The 24,514-nt window shown below is 61.9% G+C and carries 26 protein-coding genes, 1 tRNA gene and 1 pseudogene; 14 read left to right on the top strand and 14 right to left on the bottom strand.

Going from position 1 to position 24,514, the window contains the following annotated elements:
- Positions 1 to 188: 188 nt before the first annotated feature.
- The 4 genes from OH491_RS05645 to OH491_RS05660 form a co-directional block, all read right to left on the bottom strand.
- A complete protein-coding gene (locus OH491_RS05645; RefSeq protein ID WP_342750906.1) occupies positions 189 to 1,268 on the bottom strand; it encodes a DUF4340 domain-containing protein in 1,080 nt (359 codons plus the stop codon).
- 174 nt (positions 1,269 to 1,442) lie between these two features.
- A complete protein-coding gene (locus OH491_RS05650; RefSeq protein WP_068771928.1) occupies positions 1,443 to 3,368 on the bottom strand; it encodes a GldG family protein in 1,926 nt (641 codons plus the stop codon).
- Positions 3,369 to 3,398: 30 nt separating this feature from the next.
- Positions 3,399 to 4,115: an ABC transporter permease subunit gene (locus OH491_RS05655; protein WP_068771927.1), complete on the bottom strand. Its 717-nt coding sequence runs from the start codon at positions 4,113 to 4,115 to the stop codon at positions 3,399 to 3,401.
- Positions 4,116 to 4,248: 133 nt separating this feature from the next.
- Positions 4,249 to 4,974, bottom strand: coding sequence for an ABC transporter ATP-binding protein (locus OH491_RS05660; RefSeq protein WP_068771926.1), 726 nt, complete (start codon positions 4,972 to 4,974; stop codon positions 4,249 to 4,251).
- A gap of 348 nt (positions 4,975 to 5,322) precedes the next feature.
- Between OH491_RS05660 and leuA the strand changes: the two genes are divergently transcribed.
- Positions 5,323 to 6,993 (top strand): 2-isopropylmalate synthase, encoded by a 1,671-nt coding sequence (gene leuA / locus OH491_RS05665; RefSeq protein WP_068771925.1) that lies wholly within the window; start codon positions 5,323 to 5,325, stop codon positions 6,991 to 6,993.
- 104 nt (positions 6,994 to 7,097) lie between these two features.
- On the opposite strand, the gene OH491_RS05670 is transcribed toward leuA, so the two are convergent.
- Entirely contained in the window at positions 7,098 to 8,456 is a 1,359-nt protein-coding gene (locus OH491_RS05670; protein WP_068772021.1) for an MATE family efflux transporter, read from the bottom strand.
- A 144-nt stretch (positions 8,457 to 8,600) separates the two neighbouring features.
- Between OH491_RS05670 and OH491_RS05675 the strand changes: the two genes are divergently transcribed.
- The 3 genes from OH491_RS05675 to OH491_RS05685 all read left to right on the top strand — a co-directional run bounded on the left by OH491_RS05675 (position 8,601) and on the right by OH491_RS05685 (position 10,229).
- Complete coding sequence (locus OH491_RS05675) at positions 8,601 to 9,101, top strand: hypothetical protein (RefSeq protein WP_068772020.1); 501 nt, start codon at positions 8,601 to 8,603, stop codon at positions 9,099 to 9,101.
- A gap of 91 nt (positions 9,102 to 9,192) precedes the next feature.
- On the top strand, positions 9,193 to 9,534 hold the full coding sequence (locus tag OH491_RS05680; RefSeq protein ID WP_068772019.1) for a histidine triad nucleotide-binding protein: 342 nt from the start codon (positions 9,193 to 9,195) through the stop codon (positions 9,532 to 9,534).
- Positions 9,535 to 9,779: 245 nt separating this feature from the next.
- Positions 9,780 to 10,229, top strand: coding sequence for an SRPBCC family protein (locus OH491_RS05685; protein ID WP_068771924.1), 450 nt, complete (start codon positions 9,780 to 9,782; stop codon positions 10,227 to 10,229).
- A gap of 232 nt (positions 10,230 to 10,461) precedes the next feature.
- Here the strand turns inward: OH491_RS05685 and OH491_RS05690 are convergent, their stop codons facing one another.
- The 4 genes from OH491_RS05690 to OH491_RS05705 form a co-directional block, all read right to left on the bottom strand.
- Positions 10,462 to 12,117: an ABC1 kinase family protein gene (locus OH491_RS05690; RefSeq protein WP_068771923.1), complete on the bottom strand. Its 1,656-nt coding sequence runs from the start codon at positions 12,115 to 12,117 to the stop codon at positions 10,462 to 10,464.
- Positions 12,114 to 12,434, bottom strand: coding sequence for a phasin family protein (locus OH491_RS05695; protein ID WP_068771922.1), 321 nt, complete (start codon positions 12,432 to 12,434; stop codon positions 12,114 to 12,116). Before OH491_RS05695 ends, OH491_RS05690 begins: the two co-directional genes overlap by 4 nt.
- Before the next feature lie 39 nt (positions 12,435 to 12,473).
- Positions 12,474 to 13,295, bottom strand: coding sequence for a hypothetical protein (locus OH491_RS05700; protein WP_068771921.1), 822 nt, complete (start codon positions 13,293 to 13,295; stop codon positions 12,474 to 12,476).
- Between the two features lie 170 nt (positions 13,296 to 13,465).
- A complete protein-coding gene (locus OH491_RS05705; RefSeq protein WP_068771920.1) occupies positions 13,466 to 14,701 on the bottom strand; it encodes a glycosyltransferase in 1,236 nt (411 codons plus the stop codon).
- A 312-nt stretch (positions 14,702 to 15,013) separates the two neighbouring features.
- Between OH491_RS05705 and OH491_RS05710 the strand changes: the two genes are divergently transcribed.
- Positions 15,014 to 16,444 (top strand): sugar transferase, encoded by a 1,431-nt coding sequence (locus OH491_RS05710; RefSeq protein ID WP_068771919.1) that lies wholly within the window; start codon positions 15,014 to 15,016, stop codon positions 16,442 to 16,444.
- On the opposite strand, the gene OH491_RS05715 is transcribed toward OH491_RS05710, so the two are convergent.
- Positions 16,441 to 17,213, bottom strand: a protein-coding gene (locus OH491_RS05715) for an IS5 family transposase (RefSeq protein WP_145928461.1) whose coding sequence is annotated in 2 segments (ribosomal slippage) — positions 16,441 to 16,898 and positions 16,898 to 17,213 — 774 coding nt in all. Because the reading frame shifts where the segments join, the coding sequence is not laid out codon by codon here. The two genes, OH491_RS05710 and OH491_RS05715, sit on opposite strands and share 4 nt — an antisense overlap.
- A 425-nt stretch (positions 17,214 to 17,638) precedes the next feature.
- On the opposite strand from OH491_RS05715, the gene OH491_RS05720 reads away from it, so the two are divergent.
- A complete protein-coding gene (locus OH491_RS05720; RefSeq protein ID WP_145928986.1) occupies positions 17,639 to 18,127 on the top strand; it encodes a hypothetical protein in 489 nt (162 codons plus the stop codon).
- On the opposite strand, the gene OH491_RS05725 is transcribed toward OH491_RS05720, so the two are convergent.
- The gene (locus OH491_RS05725) at positions 18,116 to 19,030 is read right to left on the bottom strand and encodes a helix-turn-helix domain-containing protein (RefSeq protein WP_068771917.1); all 915 of its coding nucleotides are present in this window, start codon (positions 19,028 to 19,030) and stop codon (positions 18,116 to 18,118) included. The two genes, OH491_RS05720 and OH491_RS05725, sit on opposite strands and share 12 nt — an antisense overlap.
- A gap of 241 nt (positions 19,031 to 19,271) precedes the next feature.
- Between OH491_RS05725 and OH491_RS05730 the strand changes: the two genes are divergently transcribed.
- The 3 genes from OH491_RS05730 (at position 19,272) to OH491_RS05740 (ending at position 20,228) form a co-directional block, all read left to right on the top strand.
- A tRNA-Ser gene (locus OH491_RS05730) sits at positions 19,272 to 19,359 on the top strand.
- 72 nt (positions 19,360 to 19,431) lie between these two features.
- A complete protein-coding gene (locus OH491_RS05735; RefSeq protein ID WP_068771916.1) occupies positions 19,432 to 19,905 on the top strand; it encodes a hypothetical protein in 474 nt (157 codons plus the stop codon).
- Positions 19,893 to 20,228 carry a hypothetical protein gene (locus OH491_RS05740; protein WP_068771915.1) on the top strand — a complete coding sequence of 112 codons (336 nt, stop codon included), beginning with the start codon at positions 19,893 to 19,895 and terminating at the stop codon, positions 20,226 to 20,228. Before OH491_RS05735 ends, OH491_RS05740 begins: the two co-directional genes overlap by 13 nt.
- A 13-nt stretch (positions 20,229 to 20,241) precedes the next feature.
- Here the strand turns inward: OH491_RS05740 and OH491_RS05745 are convergent, their stop codons facing one another.
- From OH491_RS05745 to OH491_RS05755, 3 genes and pseudogenes are all read right to left on the bottom strand, one after another.
- Entirely contained in the window at positions 20,242 to 21,153 is a 912-nt protein-coding gene (locus OH491_RS05745) for a transglutaminase family protein (protein ID WP_334319548.1), read from the bottom strand.
- A gap of 163 nt (positions 21,154 to 21,316) precedes the next feature.
- A pseudogene (locus OH491_RS05750) lies at positions 21,317 to 21,712 on the bottom strand (cation:proton antiporter); the annotation flags it as partial.
- 13 nt (positions 21,713 to 21,725) lie between these two features.
- The gene (locus OH491_RS05755) at positions 21,726 to 21,974 is read right to left on the bottom strand and encodes a hypothetical protein (RefSeq protein WP_145928985.1); all 249 of its coding nucleotides are present in this window, start codon (positions 21,972 to 21,974) and stop codon (positions 21,726 to 21,728) included.
- Positions 21,975 to 22,030: 56 nt separating this feature from the next.
- Between OH491_RS05755 and OH491_RS05760 the strand changes: the two genes are divergently transcribed.
- From OH491_RS05760 to OH491_RS05780, 5 genes are all read left to right on the top strand, one after another.
- On the top strand, positions 22,031 to 22,765 hold the full coding sequence (locus OH491_RS05760) for a BON domain-containing protein (protein ID WP_334319547.1): 735 nt from the start codon (positions 22,031 to 22,033) through the stop codon (positions 22,763 to 22,765).
- A gap of 112 nt (positions 22,766 to 22,877) precedes the next feature.
- A complete protein-coding gene (locus OH491_RS05765; protein ID WP_068771912.1) occupies positions 22,878 to 23,084 on the top strand; it encodes a DUF3185 family protein in 207 nt (68 codons plus the stop codon).
- 13 nt (positions 23,085 to 23,097) lie between these two features.
- On the top strand, positions 23,098 to 23,256 hold the full coding sequence (locus tag OH491_RS05770; protein WP_068771911.1) for a DUF1328 domain-containing protein: 159 nt from the start codon (positions 23,098 to 23,100) through the stop codon (positions 23,254 to 23,256).
- 258 nt (positions 23,257 to 23,514) lie between these two features.
- Positions 23,515 to 23,973 (top strand): hypothetical protein, encoded by a 459-nt coding sequence (locus OH491_RS05775; RefSeq protein ID WP_068771910.1) that lies wholly within the window; start codon positions 23,515 to 23,517, stop codon positions 23,971 to 23,973.
- Between the two features lies 1 nt (position 23,974).
- On the top strand, positions 23,975 to 24,499 hold the full coding sequence (locus OH491_RS05780; RefSeq protein ID WP_068771909.1) for a hypothetical protein: 525 nt from the start codon (positions 23,975 to 23,977) through the stop codon (positions 24,497 to 24,499).
- Positions 24,500 to 24,514: the final 15 nt, after the last annotated feature.

Genomic DNA, 24,514 nt, shown 5'->3' on the forward strand with positions numbered 1-24,514 from the left:
TGCCCGTGCCTGACGAAAGATAAAGATAAAGAGGAAAGAAGAAAGAGGGAGTGACTCAACTTTGAGTTACACCCCTCGCGGGCAATCCGGCGGTTGGCGGCTTCGCCATCCGCGGGCAGGTTTCGAGCGAAGCGACAGTCTGCCATGCCCGCGCTCCTTTTTTTGGGGCGGGCCGCGACCGGTGGATATTACTTCGCTGCCGGCTCCTCTTTTTCCAGCAAGGCGTCGGGCGACGCCGGAAGGCCGGTGAATGAATAGTCGTAGATTTCGACGGCGCGTTTTTGCATCAGCGCGGCGACGGGGGAATCCGTTTTCGTATCCGCTATCTGGATATACACGGGACCGGCGGGGATCTCCTCCGTCTTGGGTTCCGTCGGGGCGGCAGTGCCGCTGGCGGCGACGGTGTCCGTTGTTTCAGGAGCGGCGGGTTTGGAGACGGCGGGGCGGCGGCCCATCGTCAGGGCGAGCGTGCGGTTGTCGAAAGTCGTCAGCGTGACGGTGCGGGCGTGCTTGCCGGCGTCGGCGGCGTCGGGGTTGTCCGGCGCGGCGGTGTCCTTGAAGCGAAGCGCGGTGAGGGTGTCGAGCTGGCTGTCGAGCGCGGAGGTTTTCAGTTTCCATCCCTCGCGGGCGGGCTCGGGAGCGAAGGGCGCGTCCTTGTCCTTGCGGGCAAGGGCGAGCGGGGGCGCATCGGGGAAGGTGAACTCAACCTTGGTGATGTCGGCCGGCTTGATGGAGACGAGCGCGCTGTCGGCCCAGCTCTTGGACTCGGTGTCGAGCCAGAGGCTGAGTTTGGCGAGGTAAGACCGGGTTTCCCCGGCGCGCCGGATGAAACGTCCGCCGCTCTCGGCGGTGCGGCCGAGTTCGAGCGAGAAGAGCGGCGCGGCGGCGGCATCGGCGCCTCGAAAAACGATTTGCGTGCCGTCGAAACCGAGGCGTTTGGCCCGCTCCGGATCGGCGGTGACAAAGCGGTCGATTTTCGCCTCGGTGAGCTGGGAGACGAGGCGGGTGAGTTTCGGGAAATCGGCGGGGAGGTCGTAATAACTGGCGACCCGCCATGCCTGGTCGTCGCCGCGGACCAGTTCGACGGTTTTCCCGCCTTCCGCGATGGTGACGCGGGTGGCGACGGCCACCTGATCGGCGGGAACGACGGATTCGCCGGTGCGGTCGTCAGCCGCGTTTGCGGGAGCGGGCGGACGGGTGGCAAACCACGTGATGCCGGAAAGGAGCGCCAGGACGATGACAGCGATGAGGAGTGGTTTGAGGTTCATGGAAATGAGGAATTCGGATTGCGGAATGCGGATTGCTGATTGCGGGCGAGAGAGACGGAGGCGGGATGAAGAGGAAACCGGGGATGGGCGAGTTGCGCGGCGGCATTGCGGGCTCGGATGCGGCGCGGTTCGTGTTTTTTATTCCGCAATCCGCATTCCGAGTTCCGCATTCTTTCATCTTCTCCGGCTGCGATGGAAAAGGAATGCGCCGAGCAGGATGATCGCCGGCATGGAGAAGAGATTGAGCGCGGCGAGCTTGTATTCGAGCGCGTCGATGTCCTCGCGCAACGAGCGGCGGATTTCGCGACGCTCGCGGCGCATCTCGATTTCCTGCTTCTGGAAATCCTCGATGGTCTTTTGCATCTCGGGCGTGGCCACGAGGCGGTTGCCCTCGGAGGTCTTGCCCATGAGTTCGCCCAGCTTGGTCTGGACTTCGGTCAGGCGGGTTTCGAGTTCGCCCAGCTTGGCCTGGTATTTTTGCTGGGCATCGGCCTGCATGTCGCGCACGACGGTGAAGGGACGCTCGGTGTTGGCCTTGCCACGCAGGGTGACGAGATCGGTGGAGCCGGTGATGATGTCTGCGAGGTTGCTGGCGAAGGAGAGATTGTCATTGAGCGGCTCGACGGCCTCGCTGCCGAGGAAGTTGAAGCGGCGGATGCCGAAGTCGTCGAGCAGCCAGTCGGTGTCGGCGATGACGATGACCGTGGAGGCGCCTTCCTTCAGCGCGGGCGCGGCGGGTTTGGCCGCGTCGCCGGGTTTCGCCTCGTCGCCGGCGGGTTTGTTTTCCTCGGCGGGCTTGTCGCCGTCGTTTTCGGCGGAGGCCGCCTTGGGCGCGCCGTCGGGGAAGGCGGTTTTGAATTTGCCGGTGAGTTGGAGGGCGAGAAGTTTTTTGCCGGCCGGCGTGATCTGCCGGGCGATGGAGGCGGGATCCGGCATCATGAGGGAGTCGGCGGACAAGTTGCCGGCCTGGTCGGAGGTTTCGATGAGCGGCGTGGCGGCGAGGCCGGTTTGCGCCGTGTCCACGGCGAGCGCGCCGGGCTCGACGAAGAGCAGCGTGTTGAGTTGCGCGGTGGGCTGGGCGTCGCGGTTCAGGTTTTCCGCGGCGAGGCTGAGCCAGATGGGATAGCGTTCGACGGAGCGCCCGGTGTTGATCGGGGTGGCGAGTTTCAGGTCGCCGACGACTTCGCCGGGGTTGTAGGTGACGCCCCATGCCTTGAGGAGACGTGGCAGGTCGCTGGAGAGGTTTTGCGGCGGCATGCCCATCATCATGGCCTGCTGGCCGCCCGCGCGGCGGGAGGCATCGGAGGAGGGATCGACGGCCACGAGAACCGGGCGGCCGGAAAGGACAAACTGGTCGATGGCGTATTCGAGTTTTTCGGTGACGCCTTGCGGATGAATGATGGCGAGGGCGGCGAGATCCGCGGGGAGTTCCTGCGCCGTGGGCTCGATCGGGACGATTTCGCAGGAGCGGCTCCACTCGGTGTAAACAAACTGCGGGGCAGGCGGGCGCTGGCGTTGCATCATCATCATTTGCATGTCGGGTTGCTGGCCCGCGAGCGGAAGGCTGGTGATGAGCCCGAGCCGTGGCCGGTCAAGCACCTGCACACCGTGGATGAGCTGGGAGATGTCGTATTCGAGGAACGCCTCGCGCTGGGGCGTGAGCGCGGGGATGTTTTTTTCCTGGTCGGCCTGGATGGCGACGATGCCGAAATAGATCGTTTCGCCGGTCGTGGAGATCGTCTGGGCCTGGAGACCCGCGGCGGCCGCGCGTTCCTCCTCGGGCGTATCCGGCTGCGGAGTGATGACATTCAGCGTGATTTTTCCGGAGGAGGCGCGGACATACTGGCGGAGCAGTTCCTGCACGCGCGAGGCATAGTTTTTGTAGGAGGTCGGCAGGCCGGATATATCGCGCGAGAAATAGAAATCAATCGTCACGGGAGTCTCGATCTTCGCGAGGAGCGCCTTGGTGCCCGGCGAAAGCGTGTAGATGCCGCCTGCGGTGGCATCCACGCGAAGCGGGAGGCGCGCGGCGAGATAATTGACGAGGACCAGCGCGACAAGGACGAGGACGATGGCGGTGATTTTGCTTCCGGTTTTCATGGCGCAGACAAGGGATGGCGGCGGGAGGGGTTAGCGTTCGAGGACGATGACATTGAGAAAAAGGGTGAGGCCGGCGAACGAGAGAAAATAGACCACGTCGCGCGGATCGATGATGCCCTTGGTGAACGGCTCGAAATGCGGGATGAAGCCGCAATTGGCCACGAAATCGACCGCCTGCACGGGCAGCGCCGCGCCGAGGGCGCCGTTGAACACGCTCCAGCCGAGCAACACCAGCACGAGGCACACGATCACGCTGAGCACGAAGCTGATGACCTGGTTGCGCGTGAGTGCGGAGGTGAGGGAGCAGATCCCGAGGTAGCCGCCCGCCATCAGGATCGCGCCGACATACCCGGCGATCATCGCGCCCCAATCGGGGTCGCCGAGATAACCGGCGGTGAGCGCCAGCGGAAAGCTCAGCACGACCGCGAGCGAGAGGAAGGCCCACGCGGCGAGGAATTTCCCGAGCACGGCCTGAAGCGTGGTGACGGGCAGCGTGAAAAGCAGCTCGACCGTGCCGCTGCGTTTTTCCTCGGCCCAAAGCCTCATGCCCGCCGCCGGCGCGAAAAACAAAAACAGCCACGGCAGAAACATGAAGTAGCTTTCGAGCGAGGCCGTGTTGTTCTTGAAGAAATTGCCGAGGAAAAAGGCGAGCCCGGCCGAGGCCACGAGAAATACGACGAGAAACACATAGGCAACCGGCGAGCGGAAGTAGCCGAGGAATTCACGTTTGAAGACTGGTAGGATCATGGGGAGTGAGGAATGAAGGACGCCGGAGGCGTCGGTTTAAGTTGAAAGTTTAAATTCAAGTTGGGCGCTCCCGCGCCGGGGGATCCAAACGAAGCGGCGGCTCCGTAATCGAGAATCCAAAATCGAACGTTCATCACGTCTCGTCGCCGATGGTGAGCGCGCGGAAAATCTCGTCGAGCCGCGCGCCCGGCTGGCGGGCGCGAAACGCCGCGGGCGTCTCGTCCACGACGAGGCGACCCTGCGAAATGATGATGATGCGCGTGCAGATGGCCTCGACCTCCTCGAGGATGTGGGTCGAGAGGATCACGGCCTTTTCGGCGGCCATGGATTTGATGAGGGCACGCACTTCGTTTTTCTGGTTGGGATCGAGGCCGTCGGTGGGCTCGTCAAGGATGAGGACGGAAGGATCGTGCAAAAGCGCCTGGGCGAAACCGACGCGCTGGCGATAGCCCTTGGAAAGGGTCTCGATGGTCTGGTGACGGACACCCGCCAGATGCGTCAGCATGATGGCGCGCCCGACCTTGGCGGCGCGTTCGCCGGCCGTGCGGAATCCGCGCACTTCGGCGATGAAGCGGAGAAACTCCTCCACCGTCATCTCGCCATACGCGGGCGCGCTTTCCGGCAGGTAACCGATGACGCGCTTCACGGCGACCGGCGCCGTGCGGACATCGTGGCCGCCCACGATGGCGGTGCCTCCGGTCGGCGTGATGAAGCCGGTGATCATCTTCATCGTGGTGGACTTCCCGGCGCCGTTGGGCCCGAGAAACCCGAGGATGTCGCCGCGTCTGACGCTGAAGCTGATGTTATCGACCGCGCGTTTGGCGCCGTAGTCTTTCACCAATCCTTTGACTTCTATCATGGCAGAGGAACAGAGATGCAGGGGAATATGTTCGGGAGAAAGTGTGAATTGAAAAAATATCGGCGGGAAAAGTTCCAGCTTTTTCGCTTCAATTTTGTTCCGCGCATTCCCCGCTTGACTCCGTATCGTCGCAGGCGCTACGTCTCCCCTCTGTTCAAATGCGAAACTTCGCGCAGGCACTGCTTCGACTTATCTAGGCGCACGATCCGTGAGGGTCGCGTGAGCGGCTGATCGTGCGTCATTGTTTTCCCGCCTGTCTTTCGCCCGCCGCGCATTGGCGGTTTGCGGCGTTTACTCGTCCGTCCGTTTCTGTCATTTTCAACCTTCCGCATTTAGAAAGTCGCATTCATGCAATCCGCTCCCATCACCAAATATCAACCGTTTCCCCAGGTCGAGCTGCCCGACCGACAATGGCCGTCCCGCACCATCAACCGCGCGCCTGCGTGGTGCAGCGTGGACCTCCGCGACGGCAACCAAGCCCTCGCCCAACCGATGAGCGTCGAGGAAAAGCTGGAATTTTTCGACCTGCTCGTGAGCATCGGCTTCAAGGAGATCGAGGTCGGCTTCCCGTCCGCCTCGCAGATCGAGTTCGATTTCTGCCGCCGCCTCATCGACGAAAACCGCATTCCCGACGACGTGGCGATCCAGGTGCTCGTGCAATGCCGCGAGGACCTCATCATCCGCACCTGCGAGGCCGTGCGCGGCGCGAAGAACGTCATCATCCACTTCTACAACTCCACCTCGCCCCGGCAGCGCGAGTATGTGTTTGGCAACGCCACCCGCGACGCCATCCGCGACATCGCCGTGAACGGCGCGAAATGGGCCTGGCAGCACTCGCGGGCGCTCGTCGCCGCCGGCACGCACGTGCGCGCCGAGTATTCGCCGGAAAGTTTCACCAGCACCGAGCTCGATTTCGCGCTCGAGGTCTGCGAAGCCGTTTCCGACATCTGGCAGCCGACGCCCGAAAACAAGATCATCCTCAACCTGCCCGCCACCGTCGAATACGCCACGCCCAATGTCCACGCCGACCAGATCGAGTGGATGTGCCGCCGCCTCACGCGCCGCGCCGCGACCATCGTCTCGCTGCACACGCACAACGACCGCGGCACCGGCGTGGCCGCCACCGAGCTGGCCCTGCTGGCCGGCGCCGACCGCGTCGAAGGCACGCTCTTCGGCAACGGCGAGCGCACCGGCAACCTCGACATCGTCACCGTCGCACTGAACATGTACACGCACGGCGTCGATCCGCGCCTCGACTTCGGCAACATCAACGCCATCCGCGACCTCTACGAACGCGTCACCAAACTCGAAGTCCACCCGCGCCATCCCTACGCGGGCGAGTTGGTCTTCACCGCGTTTTCCGGCTCGCATCAGGACGCGATCAAAAAATCCTGGCCCCACCAGCGTCCCGACCGCCCGTGGGACACGCTCTACATCCCGATCGACCCCGCCGACCTCGGGCGCAGCTACCGCGCCATCATCCGCATCAACTCGCAATCCGGCAAAGGCGGCGTCGCCTATGTGCTCGAACACGAATTCGGCTATCAACTGCCGAAACTCATGCACAAGGAAATCGGCAAAATCGTCAACGACATCGCCGACGCGCGCGGCACCGAGCTCGCCTCGGCGGACCTGCTGGAGATTTTCAAGGCCGAATACATCGACCGCTCCTCGCCCGTGGCCATCGACAGCTTCAAGACCAAGGAAAAGGACGGCGTGGTGAAATGCGACGCCAGCGTGCGCGTCGACGGCGTGCCGCAAAAGCTCGCCGCCGCCGGCAACGGCCCGATCGACGCCTTCGTGCGCGCGCTTGGCGCGACCGGGCTGCCGAAATTCGAGGTGCTCGGCTACTCCGAGCACTCGCTCGGCAAAGGCGCCGAGGCTCGCGCCGCATCCTACATCCAGATCAAGACCGAGCGCGGCAACCACTACTTCGGCGTCGGCATCGACACGAGCATCGAGTTTGCCTCGATCAAGGCCGTCGTGAGCGCGCTCAACCGCGCGCTGGACAAAAAGTAGGGGCATTTTGGATTTTCGATTCTCGATTGGCCGCTGTCGCGCCATTGGCCAATCGGAGCGGAAGCTCCCAATCGAAAATCGAGAATCGAAAATCCAAAATAACACTATCTCGTCAGCCGCGAGAGCCTCCGGACCAGCAACACCGCCGCGACCGCCAGGCCGCACGCGAGGCCGCCCCATATCCCGACCGCGCCAAACGACCCGCGCACGCCCAGAAAATAGCCGCCGGGAATCGCCAGCAGCCAGTAGGCGGCAAACGTGATTCCGGTCGGCACGCGCACATCAGCCAGGCCGCGAAGCGCGCCGGCCGACACCACCTGCGCCCCGTCGAAAATCTGAAAAATCCCCGCCACGACCAGCAACCGCGCCGCCAGCGCCGCGACCTCTGCGTCCTCGGGCACAAAACCGCGCGCGATCACCCCGCCCGCCACGACGAACACCAGCGCCGTGCAACTCATGAAGGCGCACCCCATCCCCACCGCGCCAAACCCGGACGCTCTCCGGGCCTCAAGGCGTCCCTCGCCGAGCAACGCGCTCATGCGGATGCCCGCCGCCATCGATATGCCCAACGGCACCATGAACGTCGTGCCGGCGCAGGTCAGCGCGATTTGATGCGCCGCCAGCGCCTGCTCGCTGACCCATCCCATCATCAACGCCGCCATGGTGAATGCCGTCACCTCAAACAGCAGCATCGCCGCCGCGGGCGCGCCGATCTTCAGCATTTCCCCAAAACCATCCGCGCGCAGTCCGCCGGTCCATCGCCGCCAGAAACCTCCGTTGCCGCCGGGCGCCGGACGCGGCCAGGCTTCGCCCAATCTCGGCTCGCCCCGCGTCCACGCCATGATGGCGGCAAGCGCGCCCGCGCGGGCCAGCAGCGTCGCCAGCCCCGCCCCGGCCAGCCCCATCGCCGGCGCCCCGAGCTTCCCATAGATGAGTATCCAGTTAAAAACTACATTCAACGCCACGCCGCCGAGCATGATGAACATCGGCACCCACGGGCGCCCCTGCGCCTCGGCAAACTGGCGGAACACCTGAAACAGCATCGCCGGCACGACGGAAACACCCAGCAGAAAATAATACGGGCCGACCACCGCGACGACCTCCGGCGGCTGCCCGAAGCGATGCAAATGCCCGCCCATCGGCAGCAGGACGGCCATCTGGACCAGAATCGTGATGACGGCCAGCGCGATCCCATGCCTCAGCCACGAGGCTACGCCGGCCTGGTCGCCGGCTCCGTTTGCGCGGGCCGTGAAGATCGACACCGCCGCGAGCAGCCCGATGCCGCCGAGGAAGACGACATTGAACACGCTTCCCGCAAACGCGGCGGCGGCAAGCTCGGTCGTGCCCACATGGCCGATCATCATCGTGTCGGCGACATTGATGAGCATCTGGCTCGTCTGTCCGACAATGATGGGAACGGCCAGCGCGAGCGTGGCACGGGCTTCTCGAAAAAAGGCTGACATGGATTGAACCGGCCAGAACGACGCATTCCCGTCCGCAATGCAAGAATTGCCGAACCGGACCGCCCCGCCGGCATGGTTCAAATTGATGCCGGCAAAAAACGCGCGGGATTGAAATGCCCGCGCGCTCCCATCAATGTAGTGCGCATGTCCAATCGCGACGACCTGCGCCGCCTCCATTTCATCAACGCACTTTTCTCCCATGTCACCGGGCACGATCTTTACCTCGCGCACCAGATCAAGTCGGCCATTGCGTTCAGCCTGGCCGAGCTGGAGCAGCAGACCGCCGGGAATCCGGCTCTCGCGTCGAACTACGACGCCGCCTTCACCGCCTCGGCCGCGAAACTGCTTGCCGCCTTTTTTGAAGAGCACGAGCACCACGGCTTCTATCATTGGGACGCGCTGGGCACCATCGCCTCCGCCACTCCGCTCTTCGCGCGCGACGAGGTGATGACCGGGCTCAAACAACTCGCGCCGCACCGCGAATCCACGCTTCTCATCACCAACCTCCGCCCCGCGCTGCTCCCGCCCGACCGCCGCCAAACCCGGCGCCGCCGCCGGGATTACGAGGAGCTTCTCAACTTCATCCGCGATCTCGCCGCCGCGAGAATCCCGGCCAGCACCAACCTGCATTTGCTGTTTCTCTAAAACCATTCTTTTGCTCGTTCTCTTTTTTGTCATTCAAAAATGCTTCGAGAACGAACAAGCGAACGAAAACGATTTTAAAACATCATCCCCTATGTCCAAGACCATATTCCAACGCATCATCGACCGCGAGATTCCCGCGAAAATCGAATACGAGGACGAACACTGCATCGTCATCCACGACATCCAGCCGCAAGCCCCCGTGCATTTGTTGATCGTCCCGAAGCAAGTCATAACGCGGGTCGCCGAAAGCACGCCCGCCGATGAGGCCGCGCTCGGGCATCTCATCACCACCGCCGGCGTGGTCGCCCGAAAACTCAACCTGGCCCGCGGTTTCCGGCTCGTCATCAACAACGGCCCGGACGCCTGCGAGACGGTCCCGCATCTGCACATCCACCTCCTCGCGCAACGCCAGCTCGGCTGGCCTCCGGGCTAATCCGGGTTCTTCACCAAACTGTTGAAAAAGCAGGTGCCGGACCGATTGGACGATCACATCCAATTTTCAGGATAATATTATCTTGGATTGATTTTGGGGAGACGTGGTCCCGCGTATTGGAGAGGCAAACGAATCCAAATTCGTCCCCGGACGATTGCGATTCCGCCCCGGCTGGTTTCGTTCGTTGAACCATCGAAACCGGCTCAAACCGAAACCATCACCCTCTGCCAAAAGGAAAACGCATCATGTCCACTCATACCATCCGCCTGCACCGCGTTCTTCGTTCGACGCCTGAAAAAGTTTACCGCGCGTTTCTCGACGCCGACGCCATGGCCAAATGGATTTCGCCCCACGGGTTCACCTGCAAGGTCCATCACCTCGATGCAAAGGAGGGCGGCAGCTTCCGAATGTCGTTCACGAATTTTGGCACCGGCCAGAGCCACAGCTTTGGCGGCACCTACCACGAACTCGTCCCCGGCGAGCACTTGCGCTACACGGACAAGTTCGACGACCCGAACCTGCCCGGCGAAATGCAGGTGACGGTCGTCCTGAAGCAAGTGTCCTGCGGCACCGACGTGAACATCGTGCAGGAAGGCGTGCCCGCCGTGATTCCCGCCGAAATGTGTTACCTCGGCTGGCAGGAATCGCTCACCCAACTGGCCCATCTCGTCGAGCCGGAGATTCCCGACGAATGAACCCGATGGCGAAACATGCGGGCCGGGGCGCCGGATTCGGGATTTTTTGCGCGCCCGATTGACAAAAAAATTTCCAGGCCGACGTTGCGCCCGTGCCTGGGTGAAATCAATGCAGGGATGTCACCCGGACGCCGAAACCGGACTACCCGTCCGGAAACCACCGCCGCATCTGCCTTGCCAGGGCGGCGGTCCCCTCTGCAGCCGCGCGAGTCCTCCTCCCCGGGTGCAAATGCTACTTGTGCCGGCCGTGGCGGATGATGTCCCAGATCACGTAAAGGCCGAGCATGGCGGATATCAGGTAGCCGACGACGCCCAGCGCGGGGTAGCCGAACAGATACGGCCTCACCTGCGTCGTCATCATCATCGACGAACCGACGATCAGCGAGCCGATCACCACGCCGAGCGTGATGCGGTTGGCGGCGGTCTTCATCGCGTCGTCGATGTCCTCAAGGCCGCGGTGCTGGAGTTTTATGGAAAAGTCGTCGCGTCCCACCCGCCGCACGATCCGATACAATTCAGCGGGCAATTCCTGCACGCCGTTCGTGATCGAATGGAACATCTGCACCGTGCTTTTCCAGAGCGCGCGGGGCGAGGCGCGTTCCTTCTTCAACGCCACGATCACAGGGCGCGCCGCCGTGCGCAGCTCAAACCCGGGATCGAGCGTGCGCGCCGCCTCCTCGATCGAAAGCACCGCCTTGGCCATGAGCGAGTAGTCGCGCGTCATGTTGATGCCGTTGCGCCCGAGCACATGCAGCACTTTCAGGATCGCCTGGCCGATCTCCTCGTGCCCGAGGCTTGAGTTGAAACTCTCGCGCAGCGCGAGCGTGATGTCGCGCTCCATGCCGCGGTAGTCGATGCCGCCGTCGGGATCGCCGAGCGCCGAGGTGATTTGCACGATGCGCTCCGCGTCCTGGCCGAGCGCGGCCTGGAAAAGATCGGCCAGCGCGTAACGCAGCCGGCGCGTGAGGTGCCCGGCGAGGCCCCAGTCGAGAAAACACAGCCGTCCGTCCGGCGTGACAAGCAGGTTTCCGGCGTGCGGATCGGCGTGGAAAAATCCGCCGATCAACACCTGGTGCATGAGCGATTCCGCGCCGTTGCGCGCGATGCGGCGGCGCAACTCGGGGGCGATTTTCACGCTGGTGATCGGCTCGCCGCCGATGCGCTCCATCACCAGCACGCGCCGCGTGCAAAGGTGCTCCGCGACCCACGGCGCATAAACGCGGTCGGGCATCGTGTTGACCGCGTTGAAAAAACGCATGTTTCGCACCTCGTTGAGGAAATCGAGCTCGCGCAGCATTCCCTGGCGCACCTCCTCCACGGCGGACGGCACGTTGTAAGGCTGGAGCGAGGCGATGCGCTGATGCGCCTGCGCGGCGAGCCACGCGAGCAGTTCCAAGTCCTCCTCGACGGGTTTTTGCAGGTTGGGCCGCTGCACCTTCACCGCCACTTCGCGGCCGTCGAGGAGTTTTGCGAGATACACCTGAGCGATGGACGCGCTTGCAATCGGCGTCTCGTTGAACTCGCCGAACACTTCGCCGATGTCCGCCTCGAGCTCGGTGGTGATGACCTCGCGCATCGCGGAAAACGGAAGCGCGGCGACGTGGCTTTGCAGCTTGCGCAGCTCGAGGATCAGCGGCTGCGGCAGCATGTCGGGCCGCATGCTGAGGATCTGCCCGGCCTTCACGAAAGTCGGGCCGAGCTCTTCGAGCGCGAGGCGCGTGCGCTCCCATTTCGGGCGCTGCGGGCCGCGGCGCTGCGGCACGAGGCGGCGCCACCACGCGTCCGACGGCTCGAGCTGGTCGAGCAGGTCGGCAAAGCCGTGCCGAGCCAGCACGGTGAAAATCTCCCGCGCCCGCCCGACGTGGGTGATTACCCCGAATGGTTTCACGGCTCGCCCGTGCGGGTGGATTCGGCGGCGAGCTTGTGCTCAAGCAGGGCGACGCGCGACTCAAGCGCGGCGAGACGCTGCTTCACGTCGGCCTCGTTGCGGCCGAGAAGGTCCTTGATTTTCGACTGCAAGGACGAGCTCACTTCCTCGAACTCGCGCTTGCCCTGCTCCGATATTTTCTCGGCCATGATGCGGGCGTCATTCGCGGAAATCTTGCCCTGCCGGACAAATTCCTCGAACACCGCCTCCGCCTTTTCTTTCGTGATGACCACGGCGCCCACACCCGCCAGCAATGTTTTTTTGATGGTGTCGATCATAGGCCGCCCAGCCTGCCCGCGAAACCGTCGCCCGCAACCTTAAAGCGGCCCGCACGCGGACTTGGCGGCAGAGGCCGGCGAGGACGCATTCGCGCCCGCGTTTGACTCCGTCCGCAGGGCGAGTTTCGCCCGGTCGTTCAACTCCGACTGCGCCCGGCTTTGCCGGTTCTTCCAGTTCGCCTTCAACTTGCGCAGGGGATATCCCTTGAATATCCAGAATTTCCTCCAGCGCGTGAAGCGCTCATAAAACACGATGAGTTCCGGCGGGGGCGGCTTCGAACACAGGCGCAGCCACCCCTTGCACACGGCGGAAACATCCGTGTTCACCATGATGCGGCGGATGAACCCCGGCCAGAAACGCAGGCGCAGCGCCGACTGAAAATCGATCACGCAGGGCTGTCCTTCGGGGCTGCAAAGGACATTGCTGAGATTGCGGGTGTCGAGATGCACCACACCTCGCTTGTGCATGGTCTTGGTCAGCTCATACCATTGCACGAAAAACGAGGCCGGCAGTGTCGCGTTTCTCTTCATGCGATCCGTCAGGGTCTCGCCTTCGATGAAGTCATACGACACCATGTAAGGCCCCAGCTTTCGGCAATTCCCCGCCACACCGGGCACTCCTTCCAGCATCGTCAGCATCAAGCACTCGCGCTGCACATAAAAACGCCCGAGCGTCCAGCGGAACCACCACGGACAATGCGAAAAGTCCTTCACCACCAAGTCGTGCCTTGCGTCTCGGTAACGATAAACATGTGCGTTTCCATACCTGCCGGCGCGCAGCAGTTTCAGGTTCCCGACCGAAAAGCGTTCGCCTGCATACCGGGCATTCAGCAGGATAATTATTTTTTCATTATTCCCCATGGATTTTCAGATAGGTTGGATGGTATTGGTGCGCGTTCAGATTTCTCCCGGCTGCATTGCTCGATCCCCTCCGAGATGGAACGTCCCACAAACAAGAAGTTCCACGTCATCCGATCAGGAGAGCACTATCGCCTGAATCGGAAGGACAAAAAAGCCACGTGCCCGGATCGTCAAGAAATCTGCGCGCCGGCCTCCGGAAGCCGGCAGGCCGCCGCCCCGCCGGGATGCGCGCCCCCCTTCCCTTCCGTCAGCAACTCGATCAGCGCCCGCGCGTTTCGCGCCACGTCGAATCTCCGGCGAAAACACAGCGCCGCCCGCTCCGCCATCTCAGCCCGGCCCTCGCTCGTCAGCGCCGCCCAGCGTGCCAGCAGTTGCCGCGTGCCTGCGAGATCATCGGTCCCGACCAATCCCGCGCCATCCGCGACAATCTCGCGCCAGATGTTCACCTTGTCCGAAATCAGCACCGGCACGCGGCACGCCAGCGCCTCGGCCACCGCTATCCCGAAATTCTCCTGGTGCGACGGGAGGACAAACGCCGCCGCCCGCCGAAACGCCCCCCACTTCAAATCGCCGGCCACCATGCCAGTCCAGGTCACCCGCTCCGCGATGCCGAGCTGCCCCGCCAGCGCGCGCATCTCGCTCCCGTACGTGTTGTCATCCGGGCCGGCGATGACCAGATGCCAGCGCGCGTGCTCCGGGTTTTTGCCCTTGTCCGCAATTTCCGAGGCAAAGGCGCGCAACAAAAGATCCACGCCCTTTTTCTCGTGGATGCGGCCCAAAAATAACAGGCACTGCCGCCCGTCTGTTTCCGGAAATTTCGCCCGGAACGCCGCCTCCTGCCGCGCCGCGTCATCCGGCGGCGCGCCCGTGCCGAACCCGATCACGCGCTCCCGGCAGCGATACAGCCAGAACGACTCCCGCGCCAACCGCCGCTCCTCCTCGCAAGTGAACAGCACCGCCTGCGCATCCCGCAGCACCCGGTAATCGCCCCACGGCCAATACAGCCATTTTTTCAGGTGCTTCAGCGGATAGGTGCGCTTGAACCACGGATCGAGCATCCCGTGGGTAAAAACGAAATACGGCGTTTCCGTCCCGCGCAAGGCCCGCCGCACCCCAAACGCGTGGTATTGCCAGATCCCGTCCACCACCACCGCATCGTAATCGTCGCGATGCGCGCGCAGCCACGGCACCAGCCGCGCCGAATAACCATAACTCCCCCGTCCCGGGCCGAGCGCGTGGCATGGCAGCGCAAACTCCCGCAGCCAAGGGGCGTCCGGCGCGTCGAGACAAGCCACCTCGATGCGATGCCCATCCCCGCCGTTTATCCGGGCAAACTGCCTCACGCCCTCAATGGGACCGCCCCCCGCGGGATTCACCGAACGAATGACATGCAAAATGCGCGACATTGTGTGATTGTATAATACGAAAATAACCGGGCTGCGCTCCGCGCCCTTCGGGCAAGCATGCCACCCGCCGCCCGGAGGCACGGCGAGCCAAACCCGTGCGCGCATATATTTTAGCAACAATTATACGCCGCAATCATCCGCCACAAAATGGCCATGAAATCAAATAATAGGTAAAAAATCAAACAACCATAAAACCATATTTTCCCCTAATAAACAACCCGGGGCCGCCCCTATTGTCCGTGGCGTCGCAACTGCTTAAGATATTAGCCACGTCGGAGCTGATTATTAATCTTAATAAACTCCGTCGGAAACATGCTCAAGCACCGACAAGAAGGACTCACCACGCTGCATGGATTATGCGTCACGCTCATCCTCGGCCTGCTTTTCATGCTCTGGGCCGACGTGATGAGGAAGACCGGATTCATCACCTTTTCCGCCAACGCCAATCTTCGCCTCTATCTGCTTGCCGTGGTCGGCGGTGCGCTGCTCGGCTCGCGCCACTACCGGCCCGCCGGCAAGCGGCTCGGCTACCTCAGCTGGATGGAGATTCTCCAGATCACGCGCCGCCAGCTTGTCCGCATCGCGCTCATTCTTTTCGCCGTCGCGTTCGCGACCAAGGACACCGACATCAGCCGCCTCTTTCTCCTCTCCTACCTCGCCGCCGCCACCGTCCTGCTCTACATCCTGAACGCCACCCTGCCCTCCGCGCTCTCACGGCTTTTCTTCAAGGCCAACACCGTCCGCACGCTCTTCATCGGCCCGCCTTCCGAGGTGCACCGGCTGCGCGGCTGGATCGTCCGCCAGGAACACCTCGGCGTCGAGCCGGTGGGCTACGTCTCCGACGAGGAGCCGCGCGCCGGGGACGCGGCGGGCGCCTCCGTCCTGCCCGCGCTGCCCCGCTTCGGATGCACCGGCGACCTGAAGGAGGTGCTCGCGGCGCATAATATAGCCCAGGTGGTGCTCCTCCAATTCTACGTCGACCGGGAGTATTCATCAAAATTAATACAAGCCGCCCAGGGCTTCGGCTGCCGGGTGAGAATATATAATAATCTCAGCACCTATTACGACCATCCCGTCTCGGTGGAGGACGAGGGTGATTATACATTCTTCACGCTCAATGACGAGCCGCTCGAAAACCCGGTCAACCGCATTCTCAAGCGCGCGCTCGACATCGCCATTTCGCTGCCCGTGGTCGTGCTCGTCCTGCCGCCGCTCACCTTCTTTGTCTGGCTCATTCAGCGCATCCAGTCCACGGGCCCCATTTTTTATCCGCAACTCCGCTCCGGCATCAACAAGCGCCGTTTCCACATCTGGAAATTCCGCACCATGCACACCGCCTCGCAGACGAAGGAGCAGGAGCGCGTGCAGGCCCGGCAAGGCGACTCCCGGGTGTATCCCTTCGGACGCTTCCTTCGCCGCACCAGTCTGGACGAGATGCCGCAATTCATAAACGTGCTCATCGGCGAGATGAGCGTGTCCGGCCCGCGCCCGCACATGATCGAGCACGACGAGGAATTTGCAAAAATCCTGCGCAACTACTATTCACGCCACCACGTGAAGCCGGGCATCACCGGCCTCGCCCAAAGCATGGGGTTGCGCGGGGAAATTTCCGAGGTCGCCCTGCTTGAGAAACGCATTGGCTACGATCTGATCTATATCAGCAAATGGTCGCTTTTGCTGGATATCAAAATCCTCTTTGCCACCGTCCGCCAGGTCATCTTCCCGCCAAAGACTGCCTACTAGGACCTGTTAGCACTATTGAGGAGTAGCCAAGAGAGAGCGAAGGAGACGAAAGAGCGGAAGAGGACATCGAGCTTGTCGTAGCGGGTGAAGACGCGACGGAAGCCCTTGATGCGGCGGAAGAGGCGCTCGACGTGGTTGCGCTGGCGGTAAAGTGCCTGGTTGAGTTTCCAGGGTTTTCGACGCAACGGGTTGGGCGGGACGACAGGCTTGAAGCCGAGCAGGCAGGCCAAGCCGCGGGTTTCGTTGCCTTCGTAGGCCATGTCCATGGCCAGGGCGCATCCATGCCTCGGGCATCCCAACTCGCCAATCAGCTCGCGTCCCTCGGGTCCGTCGCCGTTCTGCCCGGGCGAGAGGCGGAAGCCGAGGGCATGGACATCATTCGCGGCAGCCAGATGAATCTTGGTGTTCCGGCCTCCTCGTGATTTGCCGATCGCCTGAGGCCCGTTTTTTTCTCCGCCCCGGTCCCATCGGGGTGGACCTTCACGCTGGTACTGTCCAGCGACACCACCTTCAGCTCCAGATGCACCAGCCCTTCCTTCTGCAGCCGCTCGAACACCCGGTCCCATACTCCGCTTTTGCTCCAGCGATTCATCCGCGTGTAGATCGTGTGCCAGTTCCCAAACCTCTCCGGCAATCTCCTCCATTTGCACCCGTTCTCCGCCACATACAGCACCCCGTTTAGAAAGCTCAGCACATCAATGCTCACATTGCCCCGCTCCACCGGCAGGCTGTCCTTGATTCTCTCCAGGTGTTCCTTCGTCAGTTCCATTCCCCTCCTCATACGCATAAATCACCGTCAAGTGCAATTAATGTTAACACGCCCTAGCGCATTTTAGGTAATATCGCGGCCAGATTAGCCGGCCTAAAAATGTATCCACTTCCGCTGGCGATGCAGTCCATTTAAAATGCCCGACCCGCCTCCGCCTGTTTCACTGCGCGGCGTTGTTGTCGGCAGGCTTCGCAAAACGATCCTCCTGCAAATCTCCCCCTTTTTGTCGCATGGATTTGGGATCTGCGGCAAAACTGCGGACCAGATGCCCCCCAGGCAGGCAAGCCGGGTCGAAAAATGTCCCTGCGCACAAATTGCCCTCCTCCGGCCATCTCCTGCCATCCGTTGCGCAAAGCTCAAAAAATGAGCCCCCTTGGGCAAGACATGCAGAGCGCCCGTCGCGTCCTTGTGGCATCCATGTAGCCATGCACGCGAGTACACTCCACTCGCTTTCCCAACAGCGCCCCGCACTTCGTTTGCGATGGGAGGCTTTGTTGCGCGATGAACCCGTCAACTCCCCGCTCGCCCATCCCGACAGCCTCATCCACCTGATGGATTGGACGCTCGACAATTTTTTCGCCGAGCTGCGCCATCCGAGCACGCTTCCCGACGACATCCTTGTCGCTCCGCGCAATCCGCACGAGGCCGCGTTTGCCTCGCCGGACGACGCGGCCCTCTGTCCCTGCGCGCGCAATCCCTTCATCGCCTATTTCGCCACGGCCGAATGCGCGCTGGTCGAAATCCTCCTCCCGCTGCTTTCCGCCGATTCGCAGGCCGCCTCGCTCGCCACCGCCCGCGCGGCGCTCCAGCGCATCGCGCGCACGGAGATATCGACCTTCTGCGCCATCTGCCAGCAACGCCACGACGACGGACGCTGCACGGCCGGCCACGCCGCCGCCGGCTCATCGCGCTGACACCACCGCATGCAGTTGCTCGCGATAAGCCGAAGGCGAGCACCCCTCCAGCTTGCGAAACACGCGGTTGAACTGCGACAACGACTGGAATCCCGCCTCGAACGCCGCCTCGCTCACGCGCTTGTGCGGGTTGAGCAGCAGGTTTTTCACCTTTTCCACCCGCACGCGCGCCAGATAATCGGTGAACGTCATGCCGGTGGACTTCTTGAACATCTTGCAGAAATAAAACGCGCTCGTGTTCACCGCCTGCGCCACCTGCGCCAGCGTGAGATCGTCATCCTGATGCTCCGCGATGTACACGCGCGCCTTGCTGATGACCGGCGACTCCGCATGCTCTTCCTGCACCATGAGCTGGTTTCCGAGCGAGGCCAGATGCTGCGCGAACACCGACAACAGCCGCAAAATCGACTCATATTGCTTCTTGGTGATGACCCGCGTCTGAAAATAAGCCTCCTCGACCGTCTTCATGTCGATCTGCGATCCCCAGCGCATCAATTGGCTCGCCACCTTCGCAAACTGGCCTGGAGTAGGTTGATGCAAGAAAATCTGCCCCGTCTGCAAAAACGCCACCAAGTTTTCCCCCACGCGGATCGGCACCGCCGAGTCGCACATTCCCGCGAAACACTTTAGCGAACTCGGGCCGAGTTGCGCCTCCTGCTCGACCTTGCGCTGGAGTTGCAGGCACTCGGCGCACGTGTGGTTTGTCCGCGCCATCAACGCGCAAAACGGTCCCTGCTTCGGATCGTCGTGATGCGGCAAATCGAGCGCATCGAGCGGACGCAGGCTCAGCGGCAGGCCAGTCGCCTCGCGGAAGGCCTGCTCATAATCGCGGTAGATCTGGGATTGCCTGAGCTGGGCAACCATCGCGCGGCTACGTTTGGCTGGATTGTCCAATACGTCCATAGGTTCACTCATTCAGCCGTCATTTCAAATGACAACACGTAAAAAGCCCGCCAATGAGCCCGCTGCGATTATTCAAAACCCTTCTGCCCTTCTTCAGCGTTCGTAACACCGGGCATGCGGCCAAGGCTCTGCAATCCTCGATATCCGAAAGATTTTCCATTGACCCGGGCGCGGAGGGCATCCTTATTTCAGCCCCTTACTCGCCGGAAGCAGCGCGAAGCGCCGTGGACGGAACCCATCTGGAGAGGTGGCAGAGTGGTCGAATGCGCGCGCTTGGAAAGCGCGTATACCGCAAGGTATCGGGGGTTCGAATCCCCCCCTCTCCGCCAAGGTTCCACTTGATTATCAGGTAGTTACGCTGAAGGCTCTTGGATTTGACAGGTTGACGTGGCAAATCCTGCGTGAAAATCAAAACATCCTCGTTCAGAGTCCGCCCGTTCAAAAATCCCTCCGGCCAGATCGTCTATCAAGTCGATGGCTTCATCAACGGAAAGCGCATCCGAAAAAATTTTCCGACCAGAAAAGAGGCGCGGATCGAAAAAGACGCGCTCGAACTCAAAACCATCCAGTCCGCCGCTTCTAACTTGCGGATGGTGGGCACTCACCTCTCCGACGACGAGGTGCGGCAGGCCGAGTCCGTCTTTCTGCGCATCCGTGGAGACCGGCGCACGCTCACCCAACTGGTGGACTTCACCCTCGACAACCTCAAGGAGCCCGAAACGCACAAGCCGCTCGCCGATGCGCTCACCGAAAATGTCGCCCATCGCACCGCCGAGCACGAGCGCGGTTTGATCTCCGATGCGCAGCTCTCGACCATCAGCAAGCACACCGAGCTGCTGAAAAAAATTTCCCCAAGGCGCTTGTGTCCGACCTGAACTCCGAACGTCTCATGGCGTATTGCGCGCGTGGCAGGGCCGCGCTCAAAACTCACAACAACCGCCGGGGTGTCGTCTCGACCTTCATGAAGTATGCACGGGACAAAGGCTGGATTGGCGAAAACCCCATCGCGAAAGTCCCGCATTACCGCATCGCCCACAAACGCGGCACCGCGCCGACGCTCACCGCCGAAAAGGCCGCCGCGCTCATGGACTATGTGGAGAACTACCGTGGCGGCATCCTCGCGCCGTTCTTCGCGCTGGCACTCTTCGCTGGCGTGCGGCCCGACAACAAGAATGGCGAGGTGTCCAAACTGACATAAACCTCGGTTGACGCTACGAAGACTGTCGCACGCGCACGTCCGTAGTCAGCCGCGCCGCTGTGGGTATCACGCTGACAAAGGAGCCCTGAACCGGGTTCACGCTCTCGGCCACGACGGCGTGGGCCACGGGCACGTAGGCGTTGTCGCAGAAAATGCCATGCGTCGGATCAATCCCTTTCCAGCCGGCACCTGGCAGGAACACTTCAGCCCAGGCGTGCATGTCACCGCCTCTCGAACCATTGCCCGAAGGATCGAAAAGATAGCCGCTGACAAACCGGGCGGCGATTCCCAGCGCGCGGGCGCACTCGATGAAGAGGACCGCGAAATCCCGGCACGAACCCGAGCCCAAGTTGATCGTGGCAAGCGCGGACTGGATGCCCGCTTCATCGCGCCGCTGGTAAGCCAGATTCCGGTTGATCACCTGATTGAAGGCAAAAAGCCACCCGACTGTTTCCGCCGGGCGGTCAACAAAGCGGCTGTCGAGCCACCGGAGCAGGGCAGCCCGGGTGGCGTCGTCCGGCGGCGTGAGGTAGATCGAGAGATTGAAACGGTGCAGCGGCTCATAGGCGAAGGGGAAAGCCCTGGCGTAGTCGCGAACGAGGAAATCGAACGGCGGCGTGTCGGCGGTGGTGACCGTGCATTCAGAGCGGATTTCGAGGACCGCGGTGTTCAAAAAGAACTGCGCGCTTGCCGGCAAGTTATCGAAGTCGTCGCGCATCCAATCCACTCGCGCCTCGGGCTGAAAAAAGAAAGCGAAGCGATTCACCTGAAGCAGCGGATTCTCACGCGGCCGCAGATAGAGCAGGTGGGGGTGAATCTGCACCTCGCGGTCATATTCGTAACGGGTCAGATGGAAAATTTCGAGGCGCATGAAGGAAAATGGCAAGGAATGCACAAAACCGGCGGTGGCAACGATGGAGCGCAAGCAGGATTCATCCGGTCTTTTTATCAAACAGTTCTTCCCGGATTCGTTCGCGCTCCCGGTCGATCTGCTCGCGTGTCGCGTTGAACTGGCCGAGGATAAACTCCGTCATCGCCAGCGCGACTTCGCCTTCGCCCGTAAAGACGCAATCCGCGCCCGCGATGCGCAGGGCGGCCGTGCTCGCAACGGAAAGGGTCAGACCGAAAACGATGCCCACCGGCCAGCTCCAGTCGAACCCATGCACCACCACGGCGCCCAGCAGTGTCGCCACGGCGCTCTGCACCAGCGCGCCCGGGATCGCGACGCGTCTGACTGCCAGCAGCTCCTTGCAGTGAAACTGCAGACCCACTCCGAACATCAGCAGGATGACACCGATTTCGGAAAACCGCTCCGCCATCTCCTTGTTGGCCACGAACCCCGGTGTGCGCGGGCCGATGACGATGCCGGCCAGAAGATATCCGCCGATGGGCGAAAGGCCCAAACGCTGCTGCGTGCCGAGGCCCGGCACAAGCGTCGCGATAAAGCCTCCGGCCAGGGTCAGAATAAGGTCCAGTTGATGCATGATTCCGAATGAGTCAGGCGGCGATTCCGGCCCGGCCGGTTCGCAACGGATCGCTTTCGTCAATTTGCCCGATGCCGGTTATAAAATAAGCTCGGATGCCGCCGTCCGACATGGGGTATTCACCCACCCCGACGACGATCCCTCGGCAGGACTGGCTTCGTCCGCGATTGCCGACGCGCAATTGTTCAACTTCGGGAGGCGGGGCGCGCTCCGCCACGAGAAAACAGCGGGGCCGATAGCCGACGGTAGGACTAGACCCCATGGCGATGGAAACGCGGGCGGCGTATGGTTTATCTATCCCATATGAAAATCAAAAACATGCCAGTCCTGCTATTGCTTGCCGCCAGCCCGATCATCCTGCTCGCTTCATCCGAAACCGATCGCAAGATCGAGGATGCCGCGAAGGCATCCTACAATTACCGCACGATCCTCGAGGATCACGTGAAGGTGGAAGCCCGCGACGGTGTGGTCACCCTTACCGGCACCGTGCAGGACAAGGAAGAAAAAGCCCTCGCCGAGGATACCGTGGAAAATCTCCCGGGAGTCACCAGCGTGGACAACAAACTCGCCATCAAGTCCACCTATCCCGAGCACTCGGACGCGTGGATGGCCTTCAAAATTCGTAGCCGGCTGCTGATGAAAGCCAACGTCAGCATCGCCACCACCAAGGTCGACGTGAAGGACGGTGTCGTCACCCTCACCGGCACGGCCGACAATCTTGCCCAGAAGGAACTCACCGGGCTTTACGCCCGGGAGATCGACTGGGTGCAATCCGTCCAAAACGACATTGTCGCGAAACCCGACGCCACATCCGCCACGGATGCGACGCTTGGCGAAAAAATCGACGATATCTCCATCACCGCCCAGGTGAAGCACGCGCTTTTCATTCACAAGGCGACAAGTGCGCTCAAGACCAAGATCACCGCCACCAACGGCGTGATCGCCATCACGGGCGAAGCCAGCTCCAGCGCTGAAAAATCCCTCGTTACCAAACTCGTCCAGGACGTCCGCGGCGTGAAGTCGGTCAACAATAACATGACCGTGAAAAGCTAGGCAGCGGTGGAATGCCGTTTTCTTCAGACCGCGCTCATCCTGCCACGAACGAACACCGGCGCCTGCCCAGGCAGGCGCCTCGTGGCGCCAAACGCTCAAAACTACAAAAATCATGAACAGAATCATATCAGTCGTGCTGCTCGCAGGCGGCATCGCTCTCATCGGCTATGGCATCAGCAGTTCCGATTCGATCGGTTCCGGCTTTTCCCGCTTTTTCACCGGGACGCTGACCGACAAAACCATATGGCTGTTTGCCGGAGGCAGCATCGCAATCATTGCAGGGCTGACCGGCTTGTTCCGCGGACCCAGAACCCTGTGACCCGCATCCTCCCATGCCAAGCTACACTCTCCTTTTTCTCGTCATTTCGCTTGTCGCGGGCGTCCTCGGCTTTGGCTTCATCTCCGGCACCGCCGCCATGATCGCCAAGGTTTTCTTCGTCGTCTTTCTCGTGCTCTTCATCATCTCGCTGGTCCGCTCAAGGCAGGCCTGACCGCTCCCGGTCGCCCGCCATCCAAGTCCTCGCCCATGCTCCCATGAATACTGACGTCGAAACCACTGCGCGCACGTCCATGGAACTCCTCGTCGAGCTTCACACTCTCCTCATGGAGGTCGAGAAACTGACCAGTGGGCCCATCTCCGCGAAGGCCGGGCTTGATGCTGTTTCGTTCATACCGCGACCAGCCAGGTTGACCCGATATCGGGTAACACCCCATGGCTTCCGGAGCTTTTTCCGATATACTAAAGCCCAATGGACAAAAATCATCCCAACAAAAATAGTCTGACTGAAAACAAAAGCGCCACCGCCAGCATTCCGACGCCCCGCGAACGTGTGCACATGCGCACCCGCGAACTGGCCATGATTGCCGGCCTTAAGCCGTCGCATGTATCGCAAACCGACTACGAGCAGGCAAAACGTGAAGTGACGGGCGAGTCCGATGCGGACCGGCAGGAGGCGATGCTTGACTCGATCAACGAAATAAAACCTTGGAATCCGGTGCCGGGATCGATCGGGAGCCAGACGCCCGAATCCTCCCTCGAGGATGAGGATGCCGAGGGCCGAAGCGAAAACGAACAACTGGCAGAAAAAGGCGTCGAGGCAGCCGGCGAGGACCGGATACGCCAAGCCGCCCGCGCCACCGCACAGGAAGACCGGCGAGAACAGCAAGTCCGGTCTGCGGTGAAGCCGTGTTTGGCATCCGGTTCCTGACATGGACTCGAACGCGACACACATCACATACGGATTCGGAACCGTTATCGAGGAGGAATACGATCTGCTGAATAGTATTCGCGAATTGCTCGCCGCAGAGAAGGGCAACTTTCCCCAGGATATTGTCCGCATCCTCGAGCGACATGGCGAGCAACTCGCAGCCATCATCGCCCGGCTGGAACAGCGTCTGTTGCCATCCGGCCACGCGGACATCCCCAGCCACGGCATGACGCTTCCGGTGCATGCCTTGGCAGACGTTCCGGATATCGCGAAACGGCCGCTCGCGAATTTATTGAGGCGGCACCGGAATCTCCGCCGGAGCATCAAAACCCTCATCGTGCAGTCCGGGCGCCGGTATGAAGATGAGGCCGGACTTTGGGAGGCGATGCAAACACACGAGAAAATGGAATGGATGCTCGCCGCTTTGATCAACGAAGGCGCCATGCCCCGCCGAGGCTCCGCCGGCGGGACGGACAAAGCCGAGGCGGTATGGGAAAACGAAGGCGGCCAGGGCGGCCAGGCCTGATGAGCCGGAGCCGCT

Origin of the sequence: Termitidicoccus mucosus (assembly GCF_038725785.1) — a bacterium.
Classification (GTDB): domain Bacteria; phylum Verrucomicrobiota; class Verrucomicrobiia; order Opitutales; family Opitutaceae; genus Termitidicoccus; species Termitidicoccus mucosus.